Genomic DNA, 19241 nt, shown 5'->3' on the forward strand with positions numbered 1-19241 from the left:
TTTAAATTGATTTTGTATAGATATCTCGGATCTCCTCCCGGCTAAAAACAACCGGATGATTTGCAATACTGGCGGCAGAGATCTTCATACAGTTTTCTGTCAGCCAGGGTACGTCGGTTTCTTTGATTCCCATATCTCCCAGGGTTTCCATCAGCTTTAGTTCTCCAATCAGATTTTTAATCCGATCCACAAAATCAGATTCGTCTTTCCCTCCCAGAATTTTTGACATGGCTGCAATTTTTTCCGGTGAACCTTTTATAGAAGCTTCATATACAGATGGTGCAAGAGCTGCCAGCCCTTTTCCATGGATCGCATTTTTAAGCCCGCTGACCGGATGCTCCATTCCATGGAGAGCAGTCACTCCCGCTGTGTTGATTACCATTCCGCCCAGGGTACTGGCAAGGCAAAGCTTCTCCCAGCTGTCTAAATCCTGGCTGTCTTTGTAAACCTTTATTAAACTGTCTGCGGCAAGCCGGATTCCCTCCAAAGCCATTATGTCTGTAAGGGGCTGGGATATGGCAGATATATAAGCATCCATATTATGGCAAAGTGCATCAAATCCTACCGACGCTAAAACCGGCTTGGGCATCGTGGTCATCAGCAGGGGATCAATGATAGAGCAGGCCGGAACAATGGCACTGCACCGTAGTGATTTTTTATCCAGTGTATCCGGGTTTGTCATCACCGCAAATCCATTTCCTTCACTTCCAGTGCCGCAGGTAGTGGGAACCGCCAGCACTGGAAGAGCCTTATCACTCACCTTTTTTCCGAAAATATACTCATTGATATCCCCGCCGTTAACCGCCTGAAAAGCAATTCCCTTAGCCGCATCCAGACTGCTTCCTCCTCCAAGAGCCACCACCAGATCGCAGCCTTCCCCGGAGGCGATTTCTGCGCCTTCATATACAGTCGTTGTAAGAGGATTAGGCTCCGCCCTGTCAAACAGCACACTGGATACCCCCTCTTTTTTAAGCTGTTCTTCCGTTCTGGCAAGGAGACCGGATTCTTTCGTACTTCTCCCTCCCGTTACAATAAGAGCACGCTTACCAAGTGATGCCGCTTTTTCTCCGATTAAATCTGCTTTTCCCCGTCCAAATACCAGATTGACCGGCAGGTAATATTGAAAATTCATATAAATGCCTCTCTCTTTCCCGACTATTTTACATTCTTTGTTTTTCCATCCTCAGCTCCCACGAAATAATCATCGGTCAGTCCATAGGATTTCAATATTTTAGATAAGGTACCATCTTCCTTCATTTCATTCAGGGACTTGTTGATTTCATTTAAGAAATCCTTATCCTGGAAACGGACTGCTGCTCCTATCTGTCCGCTTGCCTCCGCTTCATAAGGAGCTAAAAGCTTCAGCTTTAAAGAACTGTCTGCTGAAAGCGTAAAGCCGGCGACAATACCGTCGGTCACAACCGCATCCACCTTGCCTGTGTTAACCGCAGTCATTAATGTGGCCTGATTGTCGTATGCCAGAAGTTCCCCTATTTTTCCTTCATCCAGCCATTTCTGCGCAGTTTCATAAAATGCAGTTCCTGGCTGAGCTCCGATTGATTTGCCTTTTAAATCCTCTTTGCTTTTAATTGCTGAATCTGCGGGTATCACAACTGCCTCTCCCTCCTGATACCACTTATCTGTAAATGCTGCAATCTGCAGTCTTTCGTCCTTCACATACATGCCGTCTACAACCATATCCACATTGTTATTATTCAGTTCTACCAGAAGGTTGGAAAAATCAATCTCTTTCATTTTAATGTCCCCGATTCCCAGACGCTTGCAGATTTCTTTTAAGATCTCGATATCAATTCCCTTTAATTGTCCGCTCTCCACATCCATATAGCAAAATGGTGCATCATTGGAAGAACCAATCAGTATGGACCCCTTTTCTTTTATCTTCTTTAACAAGGCGGACTCTCCTGTCCCCTGGCCAGTAGCGGTATTTTCTGTTTTGCCTGCATCAGATTTTTTTTCTGCAGCCTTCTGACTGCATCCGGTGAGTACAATTGCAGCCATCACGGCCAGCGCAGCGATTCTTTTTCCTGTTTTCCTTTTTTTCATAATTCTCCTGCCTTTCATTCTTTGTTTATAGGTTCAATTCAGTTACGGCATACGTTTCAGTCTGCGTTCTAAAATCCCGGTCAATTGGGAAAGTGGAATACTGAGTAATAAGTAAACAACTGCCAGAAGTGTATAGGCTTCTACGGTAAGAAATGTCTGGGAAGCATAGGTCTTAGTCCGAAGAAGCAGTTCCTGCACAGAGATCATTGCTAACAGCGAGGTATCCTTAATAAGCATTACCAGATAATTTCCGAATACGGGGACTGAATTCCTAAGAGCCGGAGGTATGATAAAATGAAGCATTACCTTTGCTTCGCTGAATCCCAGCGCCAGCCCCGCTTCTCTTTGCCCGGAATCAACGGCCAGAATTGCTGAACGGATAACTTCTGACATGTAACACCCGTAATTCACTGCAAATCCGATGATTCCGCAGGTAGAGGCTTTCAGCTGTATATTGGTTTCATACCCTGCCATGGAGAGAATTCCATTTAACAAAGTGGGAATAACATAATAGATATAAAAAAGCTGCACCAGCAGCGGTGTTCCTCTGATCAGCTCAATTAAAACCGACAAAATCCGGCTGAGCACCTTATTTTTTGAAAGGCGTCCGATTGCAATTATAAGTGCCGCAGCTAAGGCACAGAAGAAACCGGAAAGGGTGATATAAAGAACAATTCCCACTCCCCCTAGAAGGCTGGGTCCCAGGGTATCAATCGCTTTTCCAAAATTCAATTCCATTCCTGCACCTCCCTACAGTACTCTGGACAAGAATGTCCTGGTTCTCTCATTTTTAGGACTCTTAAATATATCCTGTGGGGCTCCCTCTTCGATTACATAACCGCCATCCATAAAGATCACACGATCTGCCACATCTTTTGCAAACCCCATTTCATGAGTGACCACAATCATGGTCATGCCCTCTTTTGCCAGCTGTTTCATTACCTCCAGTACATCCCCCACCAGTTCAGGATCCAAAGCAGAAGTGGGTTCATCAAAAAGAAGGATCTCCGGCTTCATCGCCAGTGCTCTTGCAATGGCTACCCGCTGCTGCTGTCCTCCTGATAAAGCGGACGGATATGCATGCGCCCTGTTTTCCAGCCCCACCTTTTTGAGAAGATCCATTGCCTGTTCTTTCGCATCTTTAACGGGGATCTTATTAAGTTTCACTGGTGCATACATTACATTCTCCAATGCATTTTTCAAGGGAAATAAATTAAATCTCTGAAATACCATTCCCACCTGTTTCCTGTAATCTGTAACCTTCTTTCCCAAATGTGTAATATCCTCTCCCTGATACAGAATTTCTCCTCCTGTAGGGGTCTCTAATAAATTAACACATCTTAGCAGCGTACTTTTACCGGAACCGGAAGGCCCTATAATCACCACTACTTCACCCTTTGCCACGGACAGATTCACATCTTTTAACACTTCCAGATCTTCAAAGCATTTAGACAGATTTTTTATTTGCAGCACGTTGTAAGCCTCCTTTTCTCCTTTTTGATACAACAAAAAGGCAATGTCTTTTTTTCAAAAGCTCCATTGCCCGGAATGTGATATATAAATAATTTTTTTACAGCATATTGGAAAATCTCTTACGGATTATCTCAGTTAAAATTTCACAGGTACCCTCCACGCCCAAAAGGCTGGAATCAATCATTACATGCTTATGTTCCTTATCCGACATGACATAACCGCAATAATGCCTGTGGTAGGATTCTCTTGCTTTGTCAACGGAAGCAATCATCTTCTTCGCCTCATCTGGTCTCATGTTCAGACGCTCAACGCAGTTTTTTAACCTTGCCTCATAGGGCGCGTAAATGAAAATGTGAATGATATTTTTATAATCTTCCAAAATATGATCTGCACATCTTCCGACAATAATACATGATTCTCTCTCTGCCAGATCAACAATGATCTTTTTCTGGACTGCAAATACTGAATCCTGAATGCTGGTGGTTCCCATTCCAAGAGGATAGTTCATATTAAAGAATGCTGATTTGGCACTTTCTTCCACATCACTGACTGCTGAAACAGGAAGATTTAAATCTTTGGAAGTCATTTCAACAATATCTCTGTCATAATATTCGATACCAAGATTCTCACTGACCATTCTGGCTATGGGTCTCCCCAGACTGCCGAACTGTCTTGTTATAGTAACAACAAACTTTTCTTTCATATGGTACACCTCTTTTCTAAAGGTATTTGTTATAGCGCTTATTATACTCCCCCCCTGTATGCCCTGCAATGGTTACAGATTCCAATCTTTTTATTAGTTATTGTACTTTGGGTACAATGTATGATATACTACTCCACAATCAGAAGGGAGGTAACTATTATGAGAACGAGAGTTTCTGATCTTTATCACTCTGGCATTGATCCATACAGTCTCATCCTTCACAGCGGAGAAAACGGATTATCCAATTCCGTTTCCTGGATCTATCTGGCAGAGGATATACAGAATATGTCCTTTTTAAAGGGCGGTGAACTGGTTATTACCACCGGACTGTTTACGCAAAGCGGAACCTGCCTCTTTGATTTTATCCGATCCCTGGTAACGTACAACTGCAGCGGACTTTTTATTAATGTAGGCAAATATCTGGAAACGGCAGATATCACACCTGAAATACTGGAATTTTGCAAAACGAATAAATTCCCATTAATTACCATGCCCTGGAAAGTTCATCTGGTGGATATCATGCAGGATTACTGTAAAATTCTCCTTCAGAATACCCAGAGCATGGACCATTTAAGCGCCGCATTTCAGGGGGCTCTCTATCAGACCAGTCTTCATGAGACCACACTTATGACCTTAAATCAGAATGGTTTTCCGACTGTAGCAGATTACCGGATCATTGTGATCCTGAATCTGCGCAATGCCACCAGAATTACCTTTTCTTTAAACCGGCTTCAGTTAAAATACCATCTGTTTGAGCACGACAATCTGCATCTGTTAATTTATCTCTCTTCCCAGCCTGCTCCATCACTAAACGAGATCATGGATATTCTTATGTACTATGATGGGATAACTCTGGGTATCAGCAATGTATTTCATTCACTGGAAAAAACAGGAATCTGCTATAAACGCGCCCGGTTTGCACTGGCTGCCTCACTGTTCTGGAGTATTCCCTCTGTTAATTTTGATGAACTTGGATTTTTTCAGATACTTTTTTCATCCTCTGATCCTGAACTGCTGCAGTCTGTATACCAGCACAGCCTGGGAGTGCTGGAAGACTTTGACTCAGCCCATGATACCGATTACATGGATACCTTAAAAGTCTTCCTGCTGTCCGACTGCAATCTGCTTAAAACAGCCGACAAAATGCACACCCATAGAAACACAATCATATACCGAATGAAAAAAATCAAAGAATTGTTAAAAACTGAACTGGACGATTCCAAGATAAAATTCGATTTATTAATGGCTTTTTATATCAGAGAATATTTTGCCATATGATCACAGCGAAGAAACAGCTTTGCTATTCTTCACCGTCTCTGTCATTATAACGTTCCAGATTGATACACATAGTTTCCATCACTCTGTAAAATACATCAATATCCTCCTGAGAGATTCCCTGGCTGACAATCTCCTCGAACTGCTCAAATACTTTCCGTATCTCCTTCGCTTCCTTATATCCCTTATCTGTCAGGCAGATGGAAAAGGATCTTCTGCAATCGGGATTGCTTTCCCGGACAAGAAGCCCCAGACCCTCCAGCTTATCGATGTTTCTGGACATGGCTGCTGCATCGATTCTGCATCGGTCTGCCAGCTCTTTCTGGGTAATGCGGTCCTCTTGCTGAAGATGGTACAATATTTTTGCCTGCCCCTGTCCGGGCGTCAGTCCTAAATCAGACAACAGAGGGAAAAAAATCTGTTTTCTTGCTTTTTCACCCCGCACCATCAATTCCCTGATACTTTGTTTCTTCACAATCTGCCTCCTTCTTTCTTATTTATTCCAATTCAAACTGCCCTGTATAAAGCTGATAATACTTGCCCTGCTCTTCAAGAAGTTCTTCATGGTTTCCACGTTCAATAATCTCTCCCCGTTCCAGTACTAAAATGGCATGGGAGTTTCGGACGGTTGAAAGCCTGTGGGCAATGACAAACACGGTCCGCCCTTTCATCAGCGTATCCATCCCTTTCTCAATCAGCTTTTCCGTCCGGGTATCAATGGAACTGGTGGCTTCATCCATGGCCAGTACCGGCGGACGTGAGATGGCAGCTCTGGCAATGGCAATTAACTGTCTTTGTCCCTGGGATAAATTACTTCCATCATTTTCAAGCAGTGTATCATATCCGGCTGGAAGTCTCCTGATAAAAGAATCCGCATTGGCAATTTTTGCAGCCTCCCGAACATCCTCCTCAGTCGCATTCAGCCTTCCATATCTGATATTATCGGCAATGGAACCGGTAAATAAATGTGTATCCTGCACAATTAGTGAAATAGACTGCCTTAAATCATCCTTTTTAATCTGCCGGATGTCAATTCCATCATAGGTAATCAGTCCTCCATTTAATTCATAGAACCGGTTGACCAGATTAATGATGGTAGTTTTTCCCGCTCCTGTAGATCCCACAAACGCAATTTTCTGACCGGGCTTTGCATATAAAGTAATTCCATTCAATATGGTGTGTTCTGGATTATAGCCAAAAATCACATCGTGAAAACGAACATCACCCTCCAGCGGGATCAGCCGGTAACCTTCTTTCTCATCTGGCACCTTCCATGCAAATCGCCCTGTATAAGTCTGGGATTCCTTTAAAATACCAGGTTCCCCCTCCTCAGCTTTGACAAGTGTCACATCTCCCTCATCCACTTCCTGCTCTTCTTCCATCATCAGAAAGATCTTCTCCGCACTTGCCAGAGCCACCATCAGGAAATTAATCTGCATGGTAAACTGGTTCATGGGCATGGCGCTCTGTCTTACATACACCAGATAAGAGGCCAGGGTACCCAGATTAATCAGCCCGGCGATAGCAAACAGACCTCCCACACAGGCAGAGACTGCATAATTAAAATAAGACAGTGCAACAATTGTAGGTACTGTAATTCCTGTATAGATGGATGCCTTGGTAGCAGAAAGCCGGAGTGCTTCATTTAATTCACAGAACTTCTCAAAATCCTGTTTCTCATGGCGGAAAATCTTTTCCTCTTTCTGCCCTTCTACCATTTCTTCTACAAACCCATTGATGCTTCCCAGATTCCTCTGCTGCTTTGCAAAATAGTTCTTACTTATCTTTCCGTTGTGCCGGATATAAAGAAGCATAACCACAAGAAAGAAAACAACAATCATGGAAAGACGCACATCCAGGATCAGCAGCATGATGATGGTTCCGGTTGAAGTAATGAAACTTTGAATCAGCAGGGTAAAGCTGTTGTTTAACGCTTCTGATATGGTATCCACATCATTGGTAAAATGACTCATCAGTTCTCCATGGGTATGAGTATCAAAATAAACCAATGGAAGCTTTTGTGTATGGCGGAATAAATCCATTCGGATCTCACTCACTACCTGCTGGGAAACATGGACCATCATTCTGCTGTAAATCAGACAGGAAAGTGCCCCTGCCAGATAGATACCGCCCATAATAAAAATCATGCGGATGAGACCAGGAATATTCCCTGGCAGAATATAGTTGTTAATCACCGGCTTCAAAAGATAGGTTCCCATAATTCCCGAACATGCACTGATGCATACCAGAACTGCTATGATTAAAATGGAGATCCTGTAATGCCCGATGTACTTTAAAAGATGGAAAAGGGTCTTTTTTGCATCCTTTGGTCTTGCACGTCCTGTCTGTTTCATGCCAGAAGCCCCCCTCCTTTCTGCTGGGATTCAAAGATATCCCGATATATTTCATTATGGTTTAAAAGTTCATCATGGGTACCCACTGCATTCACTCTTCCGTCATCTAAGATAATAATCTGGTCTCCATGGGAAACGGAAGAAATTCTCTGGCTGATTATAATCTTGGTCATATCAGGAAGTGCATCCTTTAAGCCGTCATTGATCTTTTGCTCTGTAGCTGTATCAAGCGCACTGGTTGAGTCATCCAGTATGAGAATTCTGGGTTTTTTTAAGATTGCCCTTGCTATGCACAGCCTCTGTTTCTGTCCGCCGGAAAGATTCACACCTCCCTGTCCGAGGACTGTATTAAGCCCGGCATCCAGACGGTCAATAAATTCGTCCACGCAGGCAATCCGGCATGCCTCCCTGATCTCTTCATCGGAAGCATTCTCCTTTCCCCAGCAGAGGTTTTCTTTCACTGTTCCAGAAAATAACGTATTTTTCTGTAAAACCATTCCAATGGCTTCTCTTAAATGATCCTGGGTATACTTGTAAATCGGCTGCCCATCTATTAGAATTTCTCCGGAGTTTATCTCATACAGCCGCTGGATCAGCTGAACCAGCGTGCTTTTTGCAGCACCAGTCTGTCCGATAATCCCTACTGTCTGGCCCGGTAAAATCTGAAAGGATATATCAGAAAGCACATATTCTTTTGCAGTCTCCCTGTATTTGAAATATACATGATCAAACTGTATGCCTCCCCTGGTTATCTCAATATCAGTTGCACGGTCATCACGGATTTCCGGCTCTTCTGTAAGAACTTCTGATATTCTTCTCCAGGAGGTTAAGGATCTGGTAAACAAAAGGAATACATTGGAAAACATCATAAGAGAATTCAGCACCTGAAGCACATAGCTTAAAAAGCTGGTGAGGGCACCCACCTTCATATGTTCTCCAATTACAAGATTTCCGCCAAACCAGAGAATGCTTAAAATAGTTCCGTACATAACAAACTGCATGGCAGGCATGTTGAGAGCTGCCAGTGAAAAAGAGCGTTCGGAGGTGTTCTTTAAATATGTATTGACCTCTCCGAATTTATCTGTCTCATACTCTCCCCGGACATAAGCCTTTACTACACGAATTGCTCTTAAATTCTCCTGTATGGCACGGTTTACCAAATCCATGGCGCCCTGCATTTTCCCATAAAGGGGTCTTACATTTTTAATAATAAAAAATAAGATTACTGCAAGCAGGGGGGCAGCAATAAAAAATACCATCGCCAGGCGGGCATTCAGCCGGAAGGATACCACCAAAGCGGTCAGCATCATCACCGGCGAACGAAATCCGGGACGCATCCCATTGGTTATGGAATTCTGAATGGTGGTAACGTCACTGGTGAGTCTTGTTACCAGGGAAGATGTGCTGAATCGGTCTGTATTGGCAAAGGAATAGGTCTGCATCTTTTGAAATTCTGCTTTGCGGATCTCCGCACCGATTCCATTTCCACAGATTGCCGTAAAACGTGCGCAGGCATGCCCCAGTAAAAGAGCAACTGCTGCAAAGGCAATCATCTGTCCTCCCTTCATTAAAATATAACTTTTGTTGCCGTTTGCAACTCCGACATCAATAATATCTGCCATAATCATTGGTATGATCAGTTCAAATATGGTCTCGGCCTCGATGCAGATAATTGCAAGAATCAATTCTTTTTTGTACTTCCTGGCATAATGCAGCAGATTATTCATTTTTTCTTCTCCACATTGATTATTACAATAATTGTATTTGCAACTATTGACTATACAACTATTATATTCTCTTTCATGGAAAAGTCAACGAAATCCCTGTGGTTAACAAAAAAAATCAGGCCTGGCGTCCCCGTAACAGGGACAATCCAAGCCTGATTTTAAATCTGGTTTATTATACCGGATAAGTCTTATTCTGCTTGTCAGCCAGAGTGGAATCCACACCTGTCTGCTGCGCTGCACGGTATTCAAAGAATTCCTTTGCAACATTTGGGAACAGGGCATAAGAAAGAACATCCTCATCCTGCTGCTTCCACTGTGCACACTCTTTCTCAAACTGAGGAAGCTGTGGTGCGATTAAGTCAGCCGGACGGCAGGTAATCGGTGTTTCATCACCAATGATCTTTTTCTGCACTTCCGGGTTAAAGGGTTTTACGGTCTGTCCGAATTCACCCATAAGAATCTTCTTGGTTTCTTTGGTTACCATCTTGTAACGCTCACCGCTGATAACGTTTAATACAGCCTGAGTTCCCACAATCTGGGAAGACGGAGTAACCAGAGGCGGCTCACCAAAGTCAGCTCTTACTCTTGGAACCTCTTCTAATACCTGTAAATATTTATCTTCCTGTCCTGCTTCCTTTAACTGGCTTACAAGATTGGAAAGCATACCGCCTGGTACCTGATACTGGAGTGTCTTAATATCCACACCAAGCACTTTAGGATTTAACCGGCCGCTCTTTAATGCCTCATCCCTGATAGGCTGGAAATAAGCTGCAATTTCAGCCAGCAGGTTCTGATCATATCCTGTGTCATATGGTGTTCCGCGGAAGGTTTCAACCATAACTTCAGTGGCTGGCTGGCTGGTGCCTAAAGCCAGAGGTGACATCGCTGTGTCAATAATATCACAGCCTGCTTCCACTGCCTTTAAATAGGTCATGGAAGCAACACCAGAAGTATAATGGGTATGAAGGTCAATTGGAAGTTTGGTAGACTCCTTTAATGCGCGAACCAGCTCATCTGCATGATACGGTGTTAAAAGTCCTGCCATATCCTTAATACAGATAGAATCTGCGCCCATATCCTCGATTCTCTTTGCAATGTCTTTCCAGTAATCCAGAGTATAGGAATCACCCAGTGTATAGCTTAATGCAACCTGAGCATGACCCTTTTCTTTGTTACAGGCTGTAACTGCAGTCTGTAAATTGCGCATATCATTGAAGCAGTCGAAAATTCTTATAATGTCAATTCCGTTTGATATGGATTTCTGAACAAAATATTCCACCACATCATCTGCATAATGATTGTAACCCAGAATATTCTGACCACGGAACAGCATCTGCAGCTTTGTATTTTTAAATCCGTCTCTTAATTTTCTCAGTCTCATCCAGGGATCTTCTTTTAAGAAGCGCAGGCATGAATCAAAGGTAGCACCGCCCCAGCATTCAACTGCATAATAACCAACCTGGTCCATCTTCCCAATGATGGGAAGCATCTGCTCAGTTGTCATTCTTGTAGCAAGCAAAGACTGATGAGCATCACGAAGAACTGTCTCTACAATCTTAACCGGCTTTTTTTCTATATCTGCCATTTTCTTACCTCCTGGTTATTGTTCATTTACTTTGCTTATTGGGTATCGTAATGATATCCATTCCAATTATTTCACTCCGAAAATAGCCATGAATGTACCGGCTGCAACTGCAGTACCGATAACACCGGCTACGTTTGGTCCCATGGCATGCATCAGCAGGAAGTTTGTCGGATCAGCCTCAGATCCCACCTTCTGGGACACACGGGCCGACATGGGAACTGCGGATACACCGGCAGAACCAATCAAAGGATTGACCTTACCTCCTGAAACCTTGCACATAAGCTTGCCAAACAGTACACCGGCAGCTGTTCCAAATGCAAATGCAACCAGTCCCAGAACAACGATTTTAAGTGTATTGGAATTTAAGAATGCTTCCGCACTTGTGGTTGCTCCAACGGATGTACCAAGAAGAATAACCACGATATACATCAGTGCATTGGCAGCCGTTTCCGTTAACTGTTTTACCACTCCGGATTCTTTAAATAAGTTACCAAGCATCAGCATACCGATCAAAGGAGCAGTGGTCGGCAGAATCATACATACAACGGTAGTTACGATGATCGGGAACAGAATCCGTTCCAGTTTGGATACCGGGCGAAGCTGTTCCATCTTAATTTTACGTTCCTCTTCTGTTGTCAGAAGCTTCATAATCGGCGGCTGGATAATCGGTACCAGCGCCATATAAGAATAAGCGGCTACTGCAATGGGTCCCATCAGGGAAGTCATTCCCAGTTTACTTGCCAGGAATATCGAGGTAGGGCCATCTGCTCCTCCGATAATGGAGATCGCCGCTGCTGCCTTATCGCTGAATCCCATAAAAATTGCCAGAAAATAAGCGGTATAGATACCAAACTGGGCAGCTGCCCCTAATAAAAAGCTCTTAGGGTTGGCAATCAGGGGACCAAAGTCTGTCATAGCCCCTACACCCATGAAAATAAGCGGAGGAAGAATCCCCCATTCATCCATTTTAAAGAAATATTGCAGCAGTCCGCCGCCGGAACCATCCGCTCCAACCTCTTTCATAATATCCGGATAGATATTTACCAACAGCATACCAAAGGAAATCGGCACCAGAAGCAGGGGTTCAAATCCTTTTTGAATCGCCAGATATAAAAACAGAAAAGCGACCAGGATCATAAGCATATTACCTGCAGTCAGGTTAAAGAATGCGGTCTGCTGAAGAAGATTGGTGAATGTATTACTTATATACTCCATGTTAATCCCTCCATAAGGAATCCGCGCTATTTATTGTTATAGCGGATCTTTCCGTACTAGTTTAATGTAGCCAGTGTTGCGCCTGCTTCTACGGAATCACCCACTGCTACCTGAATACCCGCAACTGTTCCATCGGAAGGTGCTACGATTTCGTTTTCCATCTTCATGGCTTCCAGAATAACCAGGACTTCGCCCCGTTTTACAGCCTGTCCAGGGGTAACCTTAACACCAAGAATCTTACCAGGCATAGGTGCAGTTACCTTAACAGAACCTTCTGTTCCTTTTGGTGCTTCTTTCTTTGGTGCGGGAGCCGGTGCCGGTGCCGGTGCTGCAGGTTTAACGGCTGCAGGTGCTGCTGCCGGGGCAGTTACTGCTGCGGCTGTACCTGTTGTTTCTTCTACGGTTACATCGTAAACATTACCATTCACTGTAATTTTATAATTTTTCATGATGACAATCCTCCTGATTTTATGCTTTTTTCCAATTACCGGCTGCTGCACGTTTAATGGAACGGACAACCAGACCGCTGGGTGAAACTCCTTCAGATGCTGCAATTGCCGCTGTTATTACAGCTGCCAGTTCCAGATCATCTTTTAACTCTTCTTCCTCTTCGAACGTCTCTATAACCATTGGTTCTGGTCTGTCCTGTGCCTGTGCCTCAGAAACCTTTCCCTTATTCAGCATTTTTTCTTCAAATATGCTGATATAGCGGAATGCTCCAATCAGCATGCTGATGAAGATTAACACAACAAACACGGTTCCCATACCCATCAGTGTATTAAAACCGGCTTTTTCCATCTTCTCACTTGTTGTGTATTCAGGGACAAAGGACACACCGGTTATCTTGGAAAGCTTGTGGTCAAAGTTTACGGTGAATTCCATATTTCTTTTTTCAAATACTGTACTGACCGTAGCACTGTATCCACTTTTGCTCTCTTCTAATTTTAAAGAATCCGAAGCTGATACAAAGCCGCCTAAATCACCTTTTATATTCTTCCAGGAATCGATCCCCTCTGCAAGTGCAGCCAGCTCATCCTTTTTAGCCAGGTTCTTTTTCATCTGATCGCTGTCTTTATCCTCGAGACCGGTGTACAGCTCCAGATACGAGGCGACGGGAATCTGCTCAAGCTGCGCCTTCATATCAGCATCTATGCCTTCGGCCTTTTTACTGGCAGAACCGCATGCAGATAATGAAAAGAGGCAGACTGCCATAGTAAGACCCACTACTGCTCGTTTCAAATTTAATTTCATATGCCTGTCACCTCATTCTATATCGTGCCATGTTTTTTCGCCGGACGATCCTCTCTCTTTGTGAATAACATCTCAAATGCAGCGATTACTCTGGCTCTGGTTTCACTGGCATCAATAATGTCATCAACATATCCTCTTTTTGCTGCAGAAAGCGCGCTGGACTGAAGAGCCCGGTAGCTTTCCGCCTTTTCTTCCATCACAGTCTTTCCATCTTCTGACTTTGCAATCTCATCTGCATACATGATCTTTGCTGCCTGAACGGGGTCCATCATTCCTATGGCTGCCTCCGGCCATGCATAAACAATATCAGCGCCAATGGATTTGCTGTTCATGGTCAGATAAGCGCTTCCCAGTGCCTGACCAACTACAACTGTCACTTTCGGAACTGTTGCATTGGCAAATGCATAAGTCAGCTTTGCAGCTGCTTTCGCAATTGTTTTTTCAGATCCGGTTGTGCTCTCATAGCCGGTTACGTTCACCAGAGTGAGCAGCGGAATATCAAACGCATCACAGAAACCAACAAACTCTGCAGCCTTCTCACAGCCTTGTCCCGTTAATTTTGCTTCACAGGACATGGTCTTTACTCCACTCTCGTCATAGGATTCTGTTCGATTGGCAACGCAGCCCACAGTGATTCCGTTTAAACGGATAAAGCCGGTAACCATAGAGGAGCCATATTCTTTTCCGGTCTCCATAAAGAAATGATTATCAGAAATCTGTGTGAGCGCAATTTTCGTATCACCAACATAGTTTGCTAAATCGGAGCATACGCGGTTTAAATCATCCGTGCACTCATCGTAAGACATGTCATCCTCGCTATTGGCAGGTAAAATCGTGACAAGAGTTCTGATATGATCAAAAATCTCTTCTTCCTCTCCGATAAAATCTACCAGTCCTGCTTCCCTGCTCTGAAAACTTGCGGAAGCGGTATTTAATTTTTCTGTATAGTTATCCTGAATGGCATTGGGTGAATTAACAAACAGCTTTGCAGACTTTCCTTCCATAAAAGTAAAATCTGCCATAGCTGCAGAAACAGCCATTCCACCGCCGCAGGTACCAAAAATCGCTGTGATCTGCGGTACCACTCCTGATGCTAAAGTCTGGCTCATATAAATTTCACCAAAGCCGTTTAAGGCATCTGTTGCCTCCTGAAGTCTTAGTCCGGCACAATCGATCAGACCGATCACCGGTGCTCCCATTTTCATTGCCATGGCATAAAGTCTTGTGATTTTTTTAGCATGCATTTCTCCTACAGCCCCGCCAAAAACAGTTGAGTCCTGACTGTAAACATACACAAGGCAGCCCCCAATGGTTCCATAGCCGGTAACAACACCGTCAGAAGGAGTTTCCCTTGCTGTCATGTTAAAGTCTGTATTTCTCGCTGTTACATAGCTTCCGACTTCAACAAAACTGTTTTCATCAAGCAAAGCGTGAATTCGATTACTTGCTGATGTCTGTGTTGAATTACTCATTTTGCAATCCTCCATTTTGTAATATTTGCATAGTCTCTGTTAAAAAAACAACGATAGGACTATATAATAACACCAATTTCTGCCAATTATAATTGTATAATTAATTTCAACTTATTTCAAGTTCTTTTTAGTAAAAAAAGAGCAAAAAACTATGGATTTCTTACAATCCATTGTCTCTTGCTCCTAATTTTTGCTGGCATAATATCGATTCGTGTAAATTTTTCCGGCATTTTGTATGATTTTGTCGATTATTTTTGTATGTTGTATACAATGTTATTCTTTCATTTCCGTAATCCCAATGCTGCCATCTGCTGTTTCCTGGAATACGATCCTCGATGGGCCCTCTCCCATTACGACTCCTGCTTCCGATTTCTTTAAGGTAGCTGTGTCCACCTTGGCGATGGATACCATTAAATCATCCCCAAATACCATATCCGGATTCAGCTTTAATAAATCTTCCTGCTTTTTTAAAATAATTGTTTCCTGATCCCCGTTGATAAACACGCATGGATAGGCTATAAGCTCCGCCAGTTCTTCTAAATTTTTATCCGAAACTGCTTCCTGTATTTTTTCCGCAAAGGCTTCCGCCTGCTTTCCCGGTCCCTGGTAGGTCTCGTCAGCCTGCGTCTCTTCCTGATCTTTCATTGGTGAATCCGGTTCCCCATCTTCTGATGAAACCGTCCCGTCTGTGCTGCTTTCCGATACGGACTTTTTCATATTACTGTCCGCAGCCTCTGATTCAGTTATCTGCCCGGCCCCTGAACCAGCGGCAGATTCACCCTTTTTCCCGCAGCCAGCTGCAAAAAACACAGCCAGTGCAATGATAAAACAAACGATACCGAATCTTTTCCTGAGCATCTTTTTTTTCGTTCCTCCCTGCGTCCATTTACTGCTTCGGGCACAGTATAGCACCGGTAAAGATTGGAAGTCAATAGAGTTCCCAAAACCGTAAACCTTAGTCATTTTTCCGTAAGATATTTGTCCGCATTTTTAATTATTTATATTCTTTATGAAGAGTAAAGCCTCGTCCACGCACCTCTGTAACCTGATTGATAATTATAAAGGCATTAGGATCAATTTCAAGAACCAGTTCATTGAGTTTGGGCAGCTGCCTCCCTGATATTACAGTAAGAACAGCAAAGGATGATTCTCTTAAATGTCCTCCTTCACTGGCAAGTAAGGTTGTCCCCCTGTCCATTCGCCGCTGTATCTCCTGACTGATCTGGTCATACTTATTGCTTATGACCTTTACCTGCATCTGATTACGGCCTGTCATAAGAACTTTATCCAGAACCATTGTGTATAAAAGAACAAGAAGGATTCCGTAAAGAATCTGTTCCATACTGGAAAAAATCATCTGGGAAAGGAGAATCAGGCAGTCAAAAACCGACATGGTCTGGGAAATCGACAAATTCCACTTTTTATTCAGTATGAGCGGCGGAATATCCATTCCTCCTGTAGACGCGCCGGCCCGTATCACCATCCCAATGCCGGCACCGATTAAAAGACCGGAAAATACAGTGGCAAGCATACGGTCCTGGGTTATGACCATATTACCGGACAGCTTCTCAAATACCCCCAGAATAAAGGGATAATAAAATGTGCTGATTAGGGTTGTCAGGGCAAACGCCTTCCCCAGTACGAAAGCCCCTGCAGCGAACATAATGATATTAAAAACTCCTATAAAAAGAGCTATGGGAATCCCCAGTTTTGCATGGGCTACTAAAGCGAGACCTGTCGTACCTCCTGTAATCAGTCCATTTGGAAGAATAAACAGGGAAACAGCAAGTGCATATACGGTGTTTCCTGCCAGCACCGTCGCTATTTTTTTTAAATTCATACTTCAGTAACTTCCTTTCAACTTCTTATTATGCTAAAAATTTTGCTCTCAGCTCATTCCTTTTTTCCGGAGTTACAAAGAGTCGTTCTGACAGGTAATGGTCTATGGTTCCATAAGACTGTTCGATGGCAGAAAATGCACGGAGAATGTAGGCCTCTGAAACAGTAAATAATACACGGACACAGTCTGCAAGACCCTTATCCCCGGTCTGCTGTTCAATCAAAGAACAGGTCTGGTTTACCTGGGCTATTACATAATCATTGGTTTTTACGAAATCCCTGATAATGGTTTCCCGCTGTACCCCCAGGGCAGTCAGAAGAAGGGCAGTTCCAACTCCTACCCGGTCCTTTCCCGCCGTGCAGTGCCATAAAACCGCTCTGTCATCTGCTTCCAGCAAAAGATCAAAAAAACGGGAATAGGACTCCGCAGCATGGTCATTTAAAACAAGATCCTCATAAAGCCTGTCCACATATGTTTCCGGTTTCCCGCCTAAGGAAGAGGCATGGAGAAGGATTGACTTTATCGCATCTGGTTCCCCTTCCTCTGCCTCTTGTTCTTCCTCTTCAAAGGTGATTCCCACTGTCTTCTCATCCAGAATGGGATTGAATATATTACGGACTCCCGGCATGTCAGGATCCGGCTTTTGTTTTCTTTCCGTTGCCGTTCTAAAATCAATCACTGTTCCAAGACCGCAGCGGTCGGATAATATCCGGATGTCCTCTCCGGTTGCCTCGTAAAGGGTACCACTCCTGATCAGCCTGTTAGGCAGTATCATCTTCCCATCCTGAGTCCTTAATCCGCCTAAATCTCTGGTATTATGCAGCTTTTCAAGCTTTATTCTTCCCACGAAACCGGTATTTTTCTCATTCATTTTTATTATTTCCTCCCATTCCTTTTGCGGTATATCTCATCAAAAGGAATTGTATTTTTGTCAAGTATATCATAAGATTCCTTTAAGAGGAAGTCAGTATTTGGGAAAAACCAGGCATGGAAAGATAACGGGTAACCATATTTTTAAGGCACCAGATAACAGTCAGACGTTTGGTTCCTTCCGTTAAATAAACCGGATATTCTTTCACCGGCTGGTTGTTTAACCAATATGTAACGGACCCTATTTTTTGTCCTTTTTTAACAGGAGCCTCTATCTTATCCGGAATGCTGGTCTTCACAGTGACCTTCTCATCATCTGCTAACAGGAGTTTAAGACTCTTCTCCCTGTCTTCTGCCATGGAGCTGGCGATGAGAACCGGCTTGTCAAGCCCTCCTGATATTGGTATTCCCTCATTAATCAGCACGTCTTTCATTGGTACTTCTTCATATACATCCCGGTAATGAAACCGATCCATTCCGTACTGAAAGAGTTTTCTGGCATCAGACCATTTCCAGGTTTTGTGAGGAGGCCAGCCGCAGCCTAACAGGGCGATGGTAAAAATCCTCCCGTCACTTTCAACTGATCCCACATAGGAATAGCCTGCACCACCGGTAAACCCTGTTTTTCCTGAGAATGCCCCACTCATGGAACTTAAAAGGGCGTTGTGATTTGTGCAGCTGAAGGATCTTTTCCCATCAACATCTGTAAAATAATAGTTCTGGGTTCCGGTTATTTCCAAAAACACTTTGCTCTTTGGAGAATTTCCAATGCAGTAATTCATAATCCTGGCTAAATCGGCTGCTGTGGTAGAATGTTCTTTTATTTCACCGTCATTCTCCTCCTTGGCATCCAGACCGTTGGGAGTAATAAAGTAAGTATTGCTGCACCCCAGCTCCCTGGCTTTCTGATTCATGAGTTTCGCAAACCCCTCTCTGCTTCCTCCTACATGCTCTGCTATCATCATGGCTGCATCGTTGTGTGATTCAAGCATCAGACTGTAGAGCAGATCCTTTAAATAGATGGTCTCTCCTTTATAGACTCCCAGATGAACCTTGGGCTGGTTTGCTGCATTCTGGGAGGCAGCAACCGGATCAGACAGATTTCCATTTTCAAGAGCGATAATACAGGTCATGATCTTAGTTGTACTGGCCATGGGGCGCACCAGCTCCTCATTTTTTCCATATAGAATCCGGTTGGTTGAGGCATCCATTAATACTGCTGACTGAGCATAAAGATTGAGTTCGTCGGTTGTCTCAACTGGTGTCTTATGATCCAATTTTTCTGAAGTCACTGATGTATGGTTTTTAATGGTCTCTTTTTCTGCCAGCTTCACCGCAAATGTTCCGATAAAGGAAATAATGGCGATTCCTGCTGCTGCCAGGAGTATTCCTTTGGCATGCCTCATAAAAGA

18 protein-coding genes are annotated in these 19241 nt (G+C 43.6%); 1 reads left to right on the forward strand and 17 read right to left on the reverse strand.

Translation table 11 applies throughout. From position 1 onward, the window contains the following. Position 1: 1 nt before the first annotated feature. From BXY41_RS10820 to BXY41_RS10840, 5 genes are all read right to left on the reverse strand, one after another. Positions 2 to 1132, reverse strand: a complete 1131-nt coding sequence (locus BXY41_RS10820; RefSeq protein ID WP_104436857.1) for an iron-containing alcohol dehydrogenase — start codon at positions 1130 to 1132, stop codon at positions 2 to 4. Between the two features lie 23 nt (positions 1133 to 1155). Further along, on the reverse strand, positions 1156 to 2064 hold the full coding sequence (locus tag BXY41_RS10825; RefSeq protein ID WP_104436858.1) for a transporter substrate-binding domain-containing protein: 909 nt from the start codon (positions 2062 to 2064) through the stop codon (positions 1156 to 1158). A gap of 42 nt (positions 2065 to 2106) precedes the next feature. Continuing rightward, entirely contained in the window at positions 2107 to 2802 is a 696-nt protein-coding gene (locus BXY41_RS10830; RefSeq protein WP_104436859.1) for an amino acid ABC transporter permease, read from the reverse strand. 12 nt (positions 2803 to 2814) lie between these two features. Then, complete coding sequence (locus BXY41_RS10835) at positions 2815 to 3537, reverse strand: amino acid ABC transporter ATP-binding protein (protein WP_104436860.1); 723 nt, start codon at positions 3535 to 3537, stop codon at positions 2815 to 2817. Positions 3538 to 3634: 97 nt separating this feature from the next. Then, on the reverse strand, positions 3635 to 4240 hold the full coding sequence (locus BXY41_RS10840) for a cytidylate kinase-like family protein (RefSeq protein ID WP_104436861.1): 606 nt from the start codon (positions 4238 to 4240) through the stop codon (positions 3635 to 3637). A 159-nt stretch (positions 4241 to 4399) separates the two neighbouring features. On the opposite strand from BXY41_RS10840, the gene BXY41_RS10845 reads away from it, so the two are divergent. After that, positions 4400 to 5518 (forward strand): PucR family transcriptional regulator, encoded by a 1119-nt coding sequence (locus tag BXY41_RS10845; protein ID WP_170072320.1) that lies wholly within the window; start codon positions 4400 to 4402, stop codon positions 5516 to 5518. A gap of 22 nt (positions 5519 to 5540) precedes the next feature. Here the strand turns inward: BXY41_RS10845 and BXY41_RS10850 are convergent, their stop codons facing one another. From BXY41_RS10850 to BXY41_RS10905, 12 genes are all read right to left on the reverse strand, one after another. Then, positions 5541 to 5990 (reverse strand): MarR family winged helix-turn-helix transcriptional regulator, encoded by a 450-nt coding sequence (locus tag BXY41_RS10850; RefSeq protein WP_104436863.1) that lies wholly within the window; start codon positions 5988 to 5990, stop codon positions 5541 to 5543. Between the two features lie 22 nt (positions 5991 to 6012). After that, positions 6013 to 7869, reverse strand: a complete 1857-nt coding sequence (locus BXY41_RS10855) for an ABC transporter ATP-binding protein (protein ID WP_104436864.1) — start codon at positions 7867 to 7869, stop codon at positions 6013 to 6015. Next, on the reverse strand, positions 7866 to 9596 hold the full coding sequence (locus BXY41_RS10860; protein WP_104436865.1) for an ABC transporter ATP-binding protein: 1731 nt from the start codon (positions 9594 to 9596) through the stop codon (positions 7866 to 7868). The genes BXY41_RS10855 and BXY41_RS10860 overlap by 4 nt, the downstream gene beginning before the upstream one ends. A 172-nt stretch (positions 9597 to 9768) precedes the next feature. Continuing rightward, positions 9769 to 11181 carry an oxaloacetate decarboxylase subunit alpha gene (locus tag BXY41_RS10865; RefSeq protein ID WP_104436866.1) on the reverse strand — a complete coding sequence of 471 codons (1413 nt, stop codon included), beginning with the start codon at positions 11179 to 11181 and terminating at the stop codon, positions 9769 to 9771. A 66-nt stretch (positions 11182 to 11247) separates the two neighbouring features. Further along, entirely contained in the window at positions 11248 to 12396 is a 1149-nt protein-coding gene (locus BXY41_RS10870) for a sodium ion-translocating decarboxylase subunit beta (RefSeq protein ID WP_104436867.1), read from the reverse strand. A 56-nt stretch (positions 12397 to 12452) separates the two neighbouring features. Then, complete coding sequence (locus BXY41_RS10875; RefSeq protein ID WP_104436868.1) at positions 12453 to 12845, reverse strand: biotin/lipoyl-containing protein; 393 nt, start codon at positions 12843 to 12845, stop codon at positions 12453 to 12455. Positions 12846 to 12864: 19 nt separating this feature from the next. After that, entirely contained in the window at positions 12865 to 13647 is a 783-nt protein-coding gene (locus BXY41_RS10880; protein ID WP_104436869.1) for an OadG family transporter subunit, read from the reverse strand. Positions 13648 to 13664: 17 nt separating this feature from the next. After that, positions 13665 to 15119 carry an acyl-CoA carboxylase subunit beta gene (locus tag BXY41_RS10885; RefSeq protein ID WP_104436870.1) on the reverse strand — a complete coding sequence of 485 codons (1455 nt, stop codon included), beginning with the start codon at positions 15117 to 15119 and terminating at the stop codon, positions 13665 to 13667. 273 nt (positions 15120 to 15392) lie between these two features. Further along, complete coding sequence (locus BXY41_RS10890) at positions 15393 to 15977, reverse strand: hypothetical protein (RefSeq protein ID WP_104436871.1); 585 nt, start codon at positions 15975 to 15977, stop codon at positions 15393 to 15395. A gap of 136 nt (positions 15978 to 16113) precedes the next feature. Further along, entirely contained in the window at positions 16114 to 16959 is an 846-nt protein-coding gene (locus BXY41_RS10895) for a YitT family protein (protein ID WP_104436872.1), read from the reverse strand. A gap of 28 nt (positions 16960 to 16987) precedes the next feature. Continuing rightward, positions 16988 to 17830 (reverse strand): tyrosine-protein phosphatase, encoded by an 843-nt coding sequence (locus BXY41_RS10900; protein ID WP_104436873.1) that lies wholly within the window; start codon positions 17828 to 17830, stop codon positions 16988 to 16990. Between the two features lie 82 nt (positions 17831 to 17912). Then, the gene (locus tag BXY41_RS10905; protein WP_104436874.1) at positions 17913 to 19235 is read right to left on the reverse strand and encodes a D-alanyl-D-alanine carboxypeptidase family protein; all 1323 of its coding nucleotides are present in this window, start codon (positions 19233 to 19235) and stop codon (positions 17913 to 17915) included. Positions 19236 to 19241 lie beyond the last annotated feature (6 nt).

Origin of the sequence: Lacrimispora xylanisolvens (assembly GCF_002934545.1) — a bacterium.
GTDB lineage: Bacteria > Bacillota > Clostridia > Lachnospirales > Lachnospiraceae > Lacrimispora > Lacrimispora xylanisolvens.

Coding starts and splice junctions, on each gene's coding strand:
- BXY41_RS10880 (WP_104436869.1), bottom strand. CDS start 13,647: ATGAAATTAAATTTGAAACGAGCAGTAGTGGGTCTTACTATGGCAGTC.
- BXY41_RS10825 (WP_104436858.1), bottom strand. CDS start 2,064: ATGAAAAAAAGGAAAACAGGAAAAAGAATCGCTGCGCTGGCCGTGATG.
- BXY41_RS10870 (WP_104436867.1), bottom strand. CDS start 12,396: ATGGAGTATATAAGTAATACATTCACCAATCTTCTTCAGCAGACCGCA.
- BXY41_RS10845 (WP_170072320.1), top strand. CDS start 4,400: ATGAGAACGAGAGTTTCTGATCTTTATCACTCTGGCATTGATCCATAC.
- BXY41_RS10860 (WP_104436865.1), bottom strand. CDS start 9,596: ATGAATAATCTGCTGCATTATGCCAGGAAGTACAAAAAAGAATTGATT.
- BXY41_RS10875 (WP_104436868.1), bottom strand. CDS start 12,845: ATGAAAAATTATAAAATTACAGTGAATGGTAATGTTTACGATGTAACC.
- BXY41_RS10890 (WP_104436871.1), bottom strand. CDS start 15,977: ATGCTCAGGAAAAGATTCGGTATCGTTTGTTTTATCATTGCACTGGCT.
- BXY41_RS10905 (WP_104436874.1), bottom strand. CDS start 19,235: ATGAGGCATGCCAAAGGAATACTCCTGGCAGCAGCAGGAATCGCCATT.
- BXY41_RS10865 (WP_104436866.1), bottom strand. CDS start 11,181: ATGGCAGATATAGAAAAAAAGCCGGTTAAGATTGTAGAGACAGTTCTT.
- BXY41_RS10830 (WP_104436859.1), bottom strand. CDS start 2,802: ATGGAATTGAATTTTGGAAAAGCGATTGATACCCTGGGACCCAGCCTT.
- BXY41_RS10840 (WP_104436861.1), bottom strand. CDS start 4,240: ATGAAAGAAAAGTTTGTTGTTACTATAACAAGACAGTTCGGCAGTCTG.
- BXY41_RS10855 (WP_104436864.1), bottom strand. CDS start 7,869: ATGAAACAGACAGGACGTGCAAGACCAAAGGATGCAAAAAAGACCCTT.
- BXY41_RS10885 (WP_104436870.1), bottom strand. CDS start 15,119: ATGAGTAATTCAACACAGACATCAGCAAGTAATCGAATTCACGCTTTG.
- BXY41_RS10900 (WP_104436873.1), bottom strand. CDS start 17,830: ATGAATGAGAAAAATACCGGTTTCGTGGGAAGAATAAAGCTTGAAAAG.
- BXY41_RS10895 (WP_104436872.1), bottom strand. CDS start 16,959: ATGAATTTAAAAAAAATAGCGACGGTGCTGGCAGGAAACACCGTATAT.
- BXY41_RS10820 (WP_104436857.1), bottom strand. CDS start 1,132: ATGAATTTTCAATATTACCTGCCGGTCAATCTGGTATTTGGACGGGGA.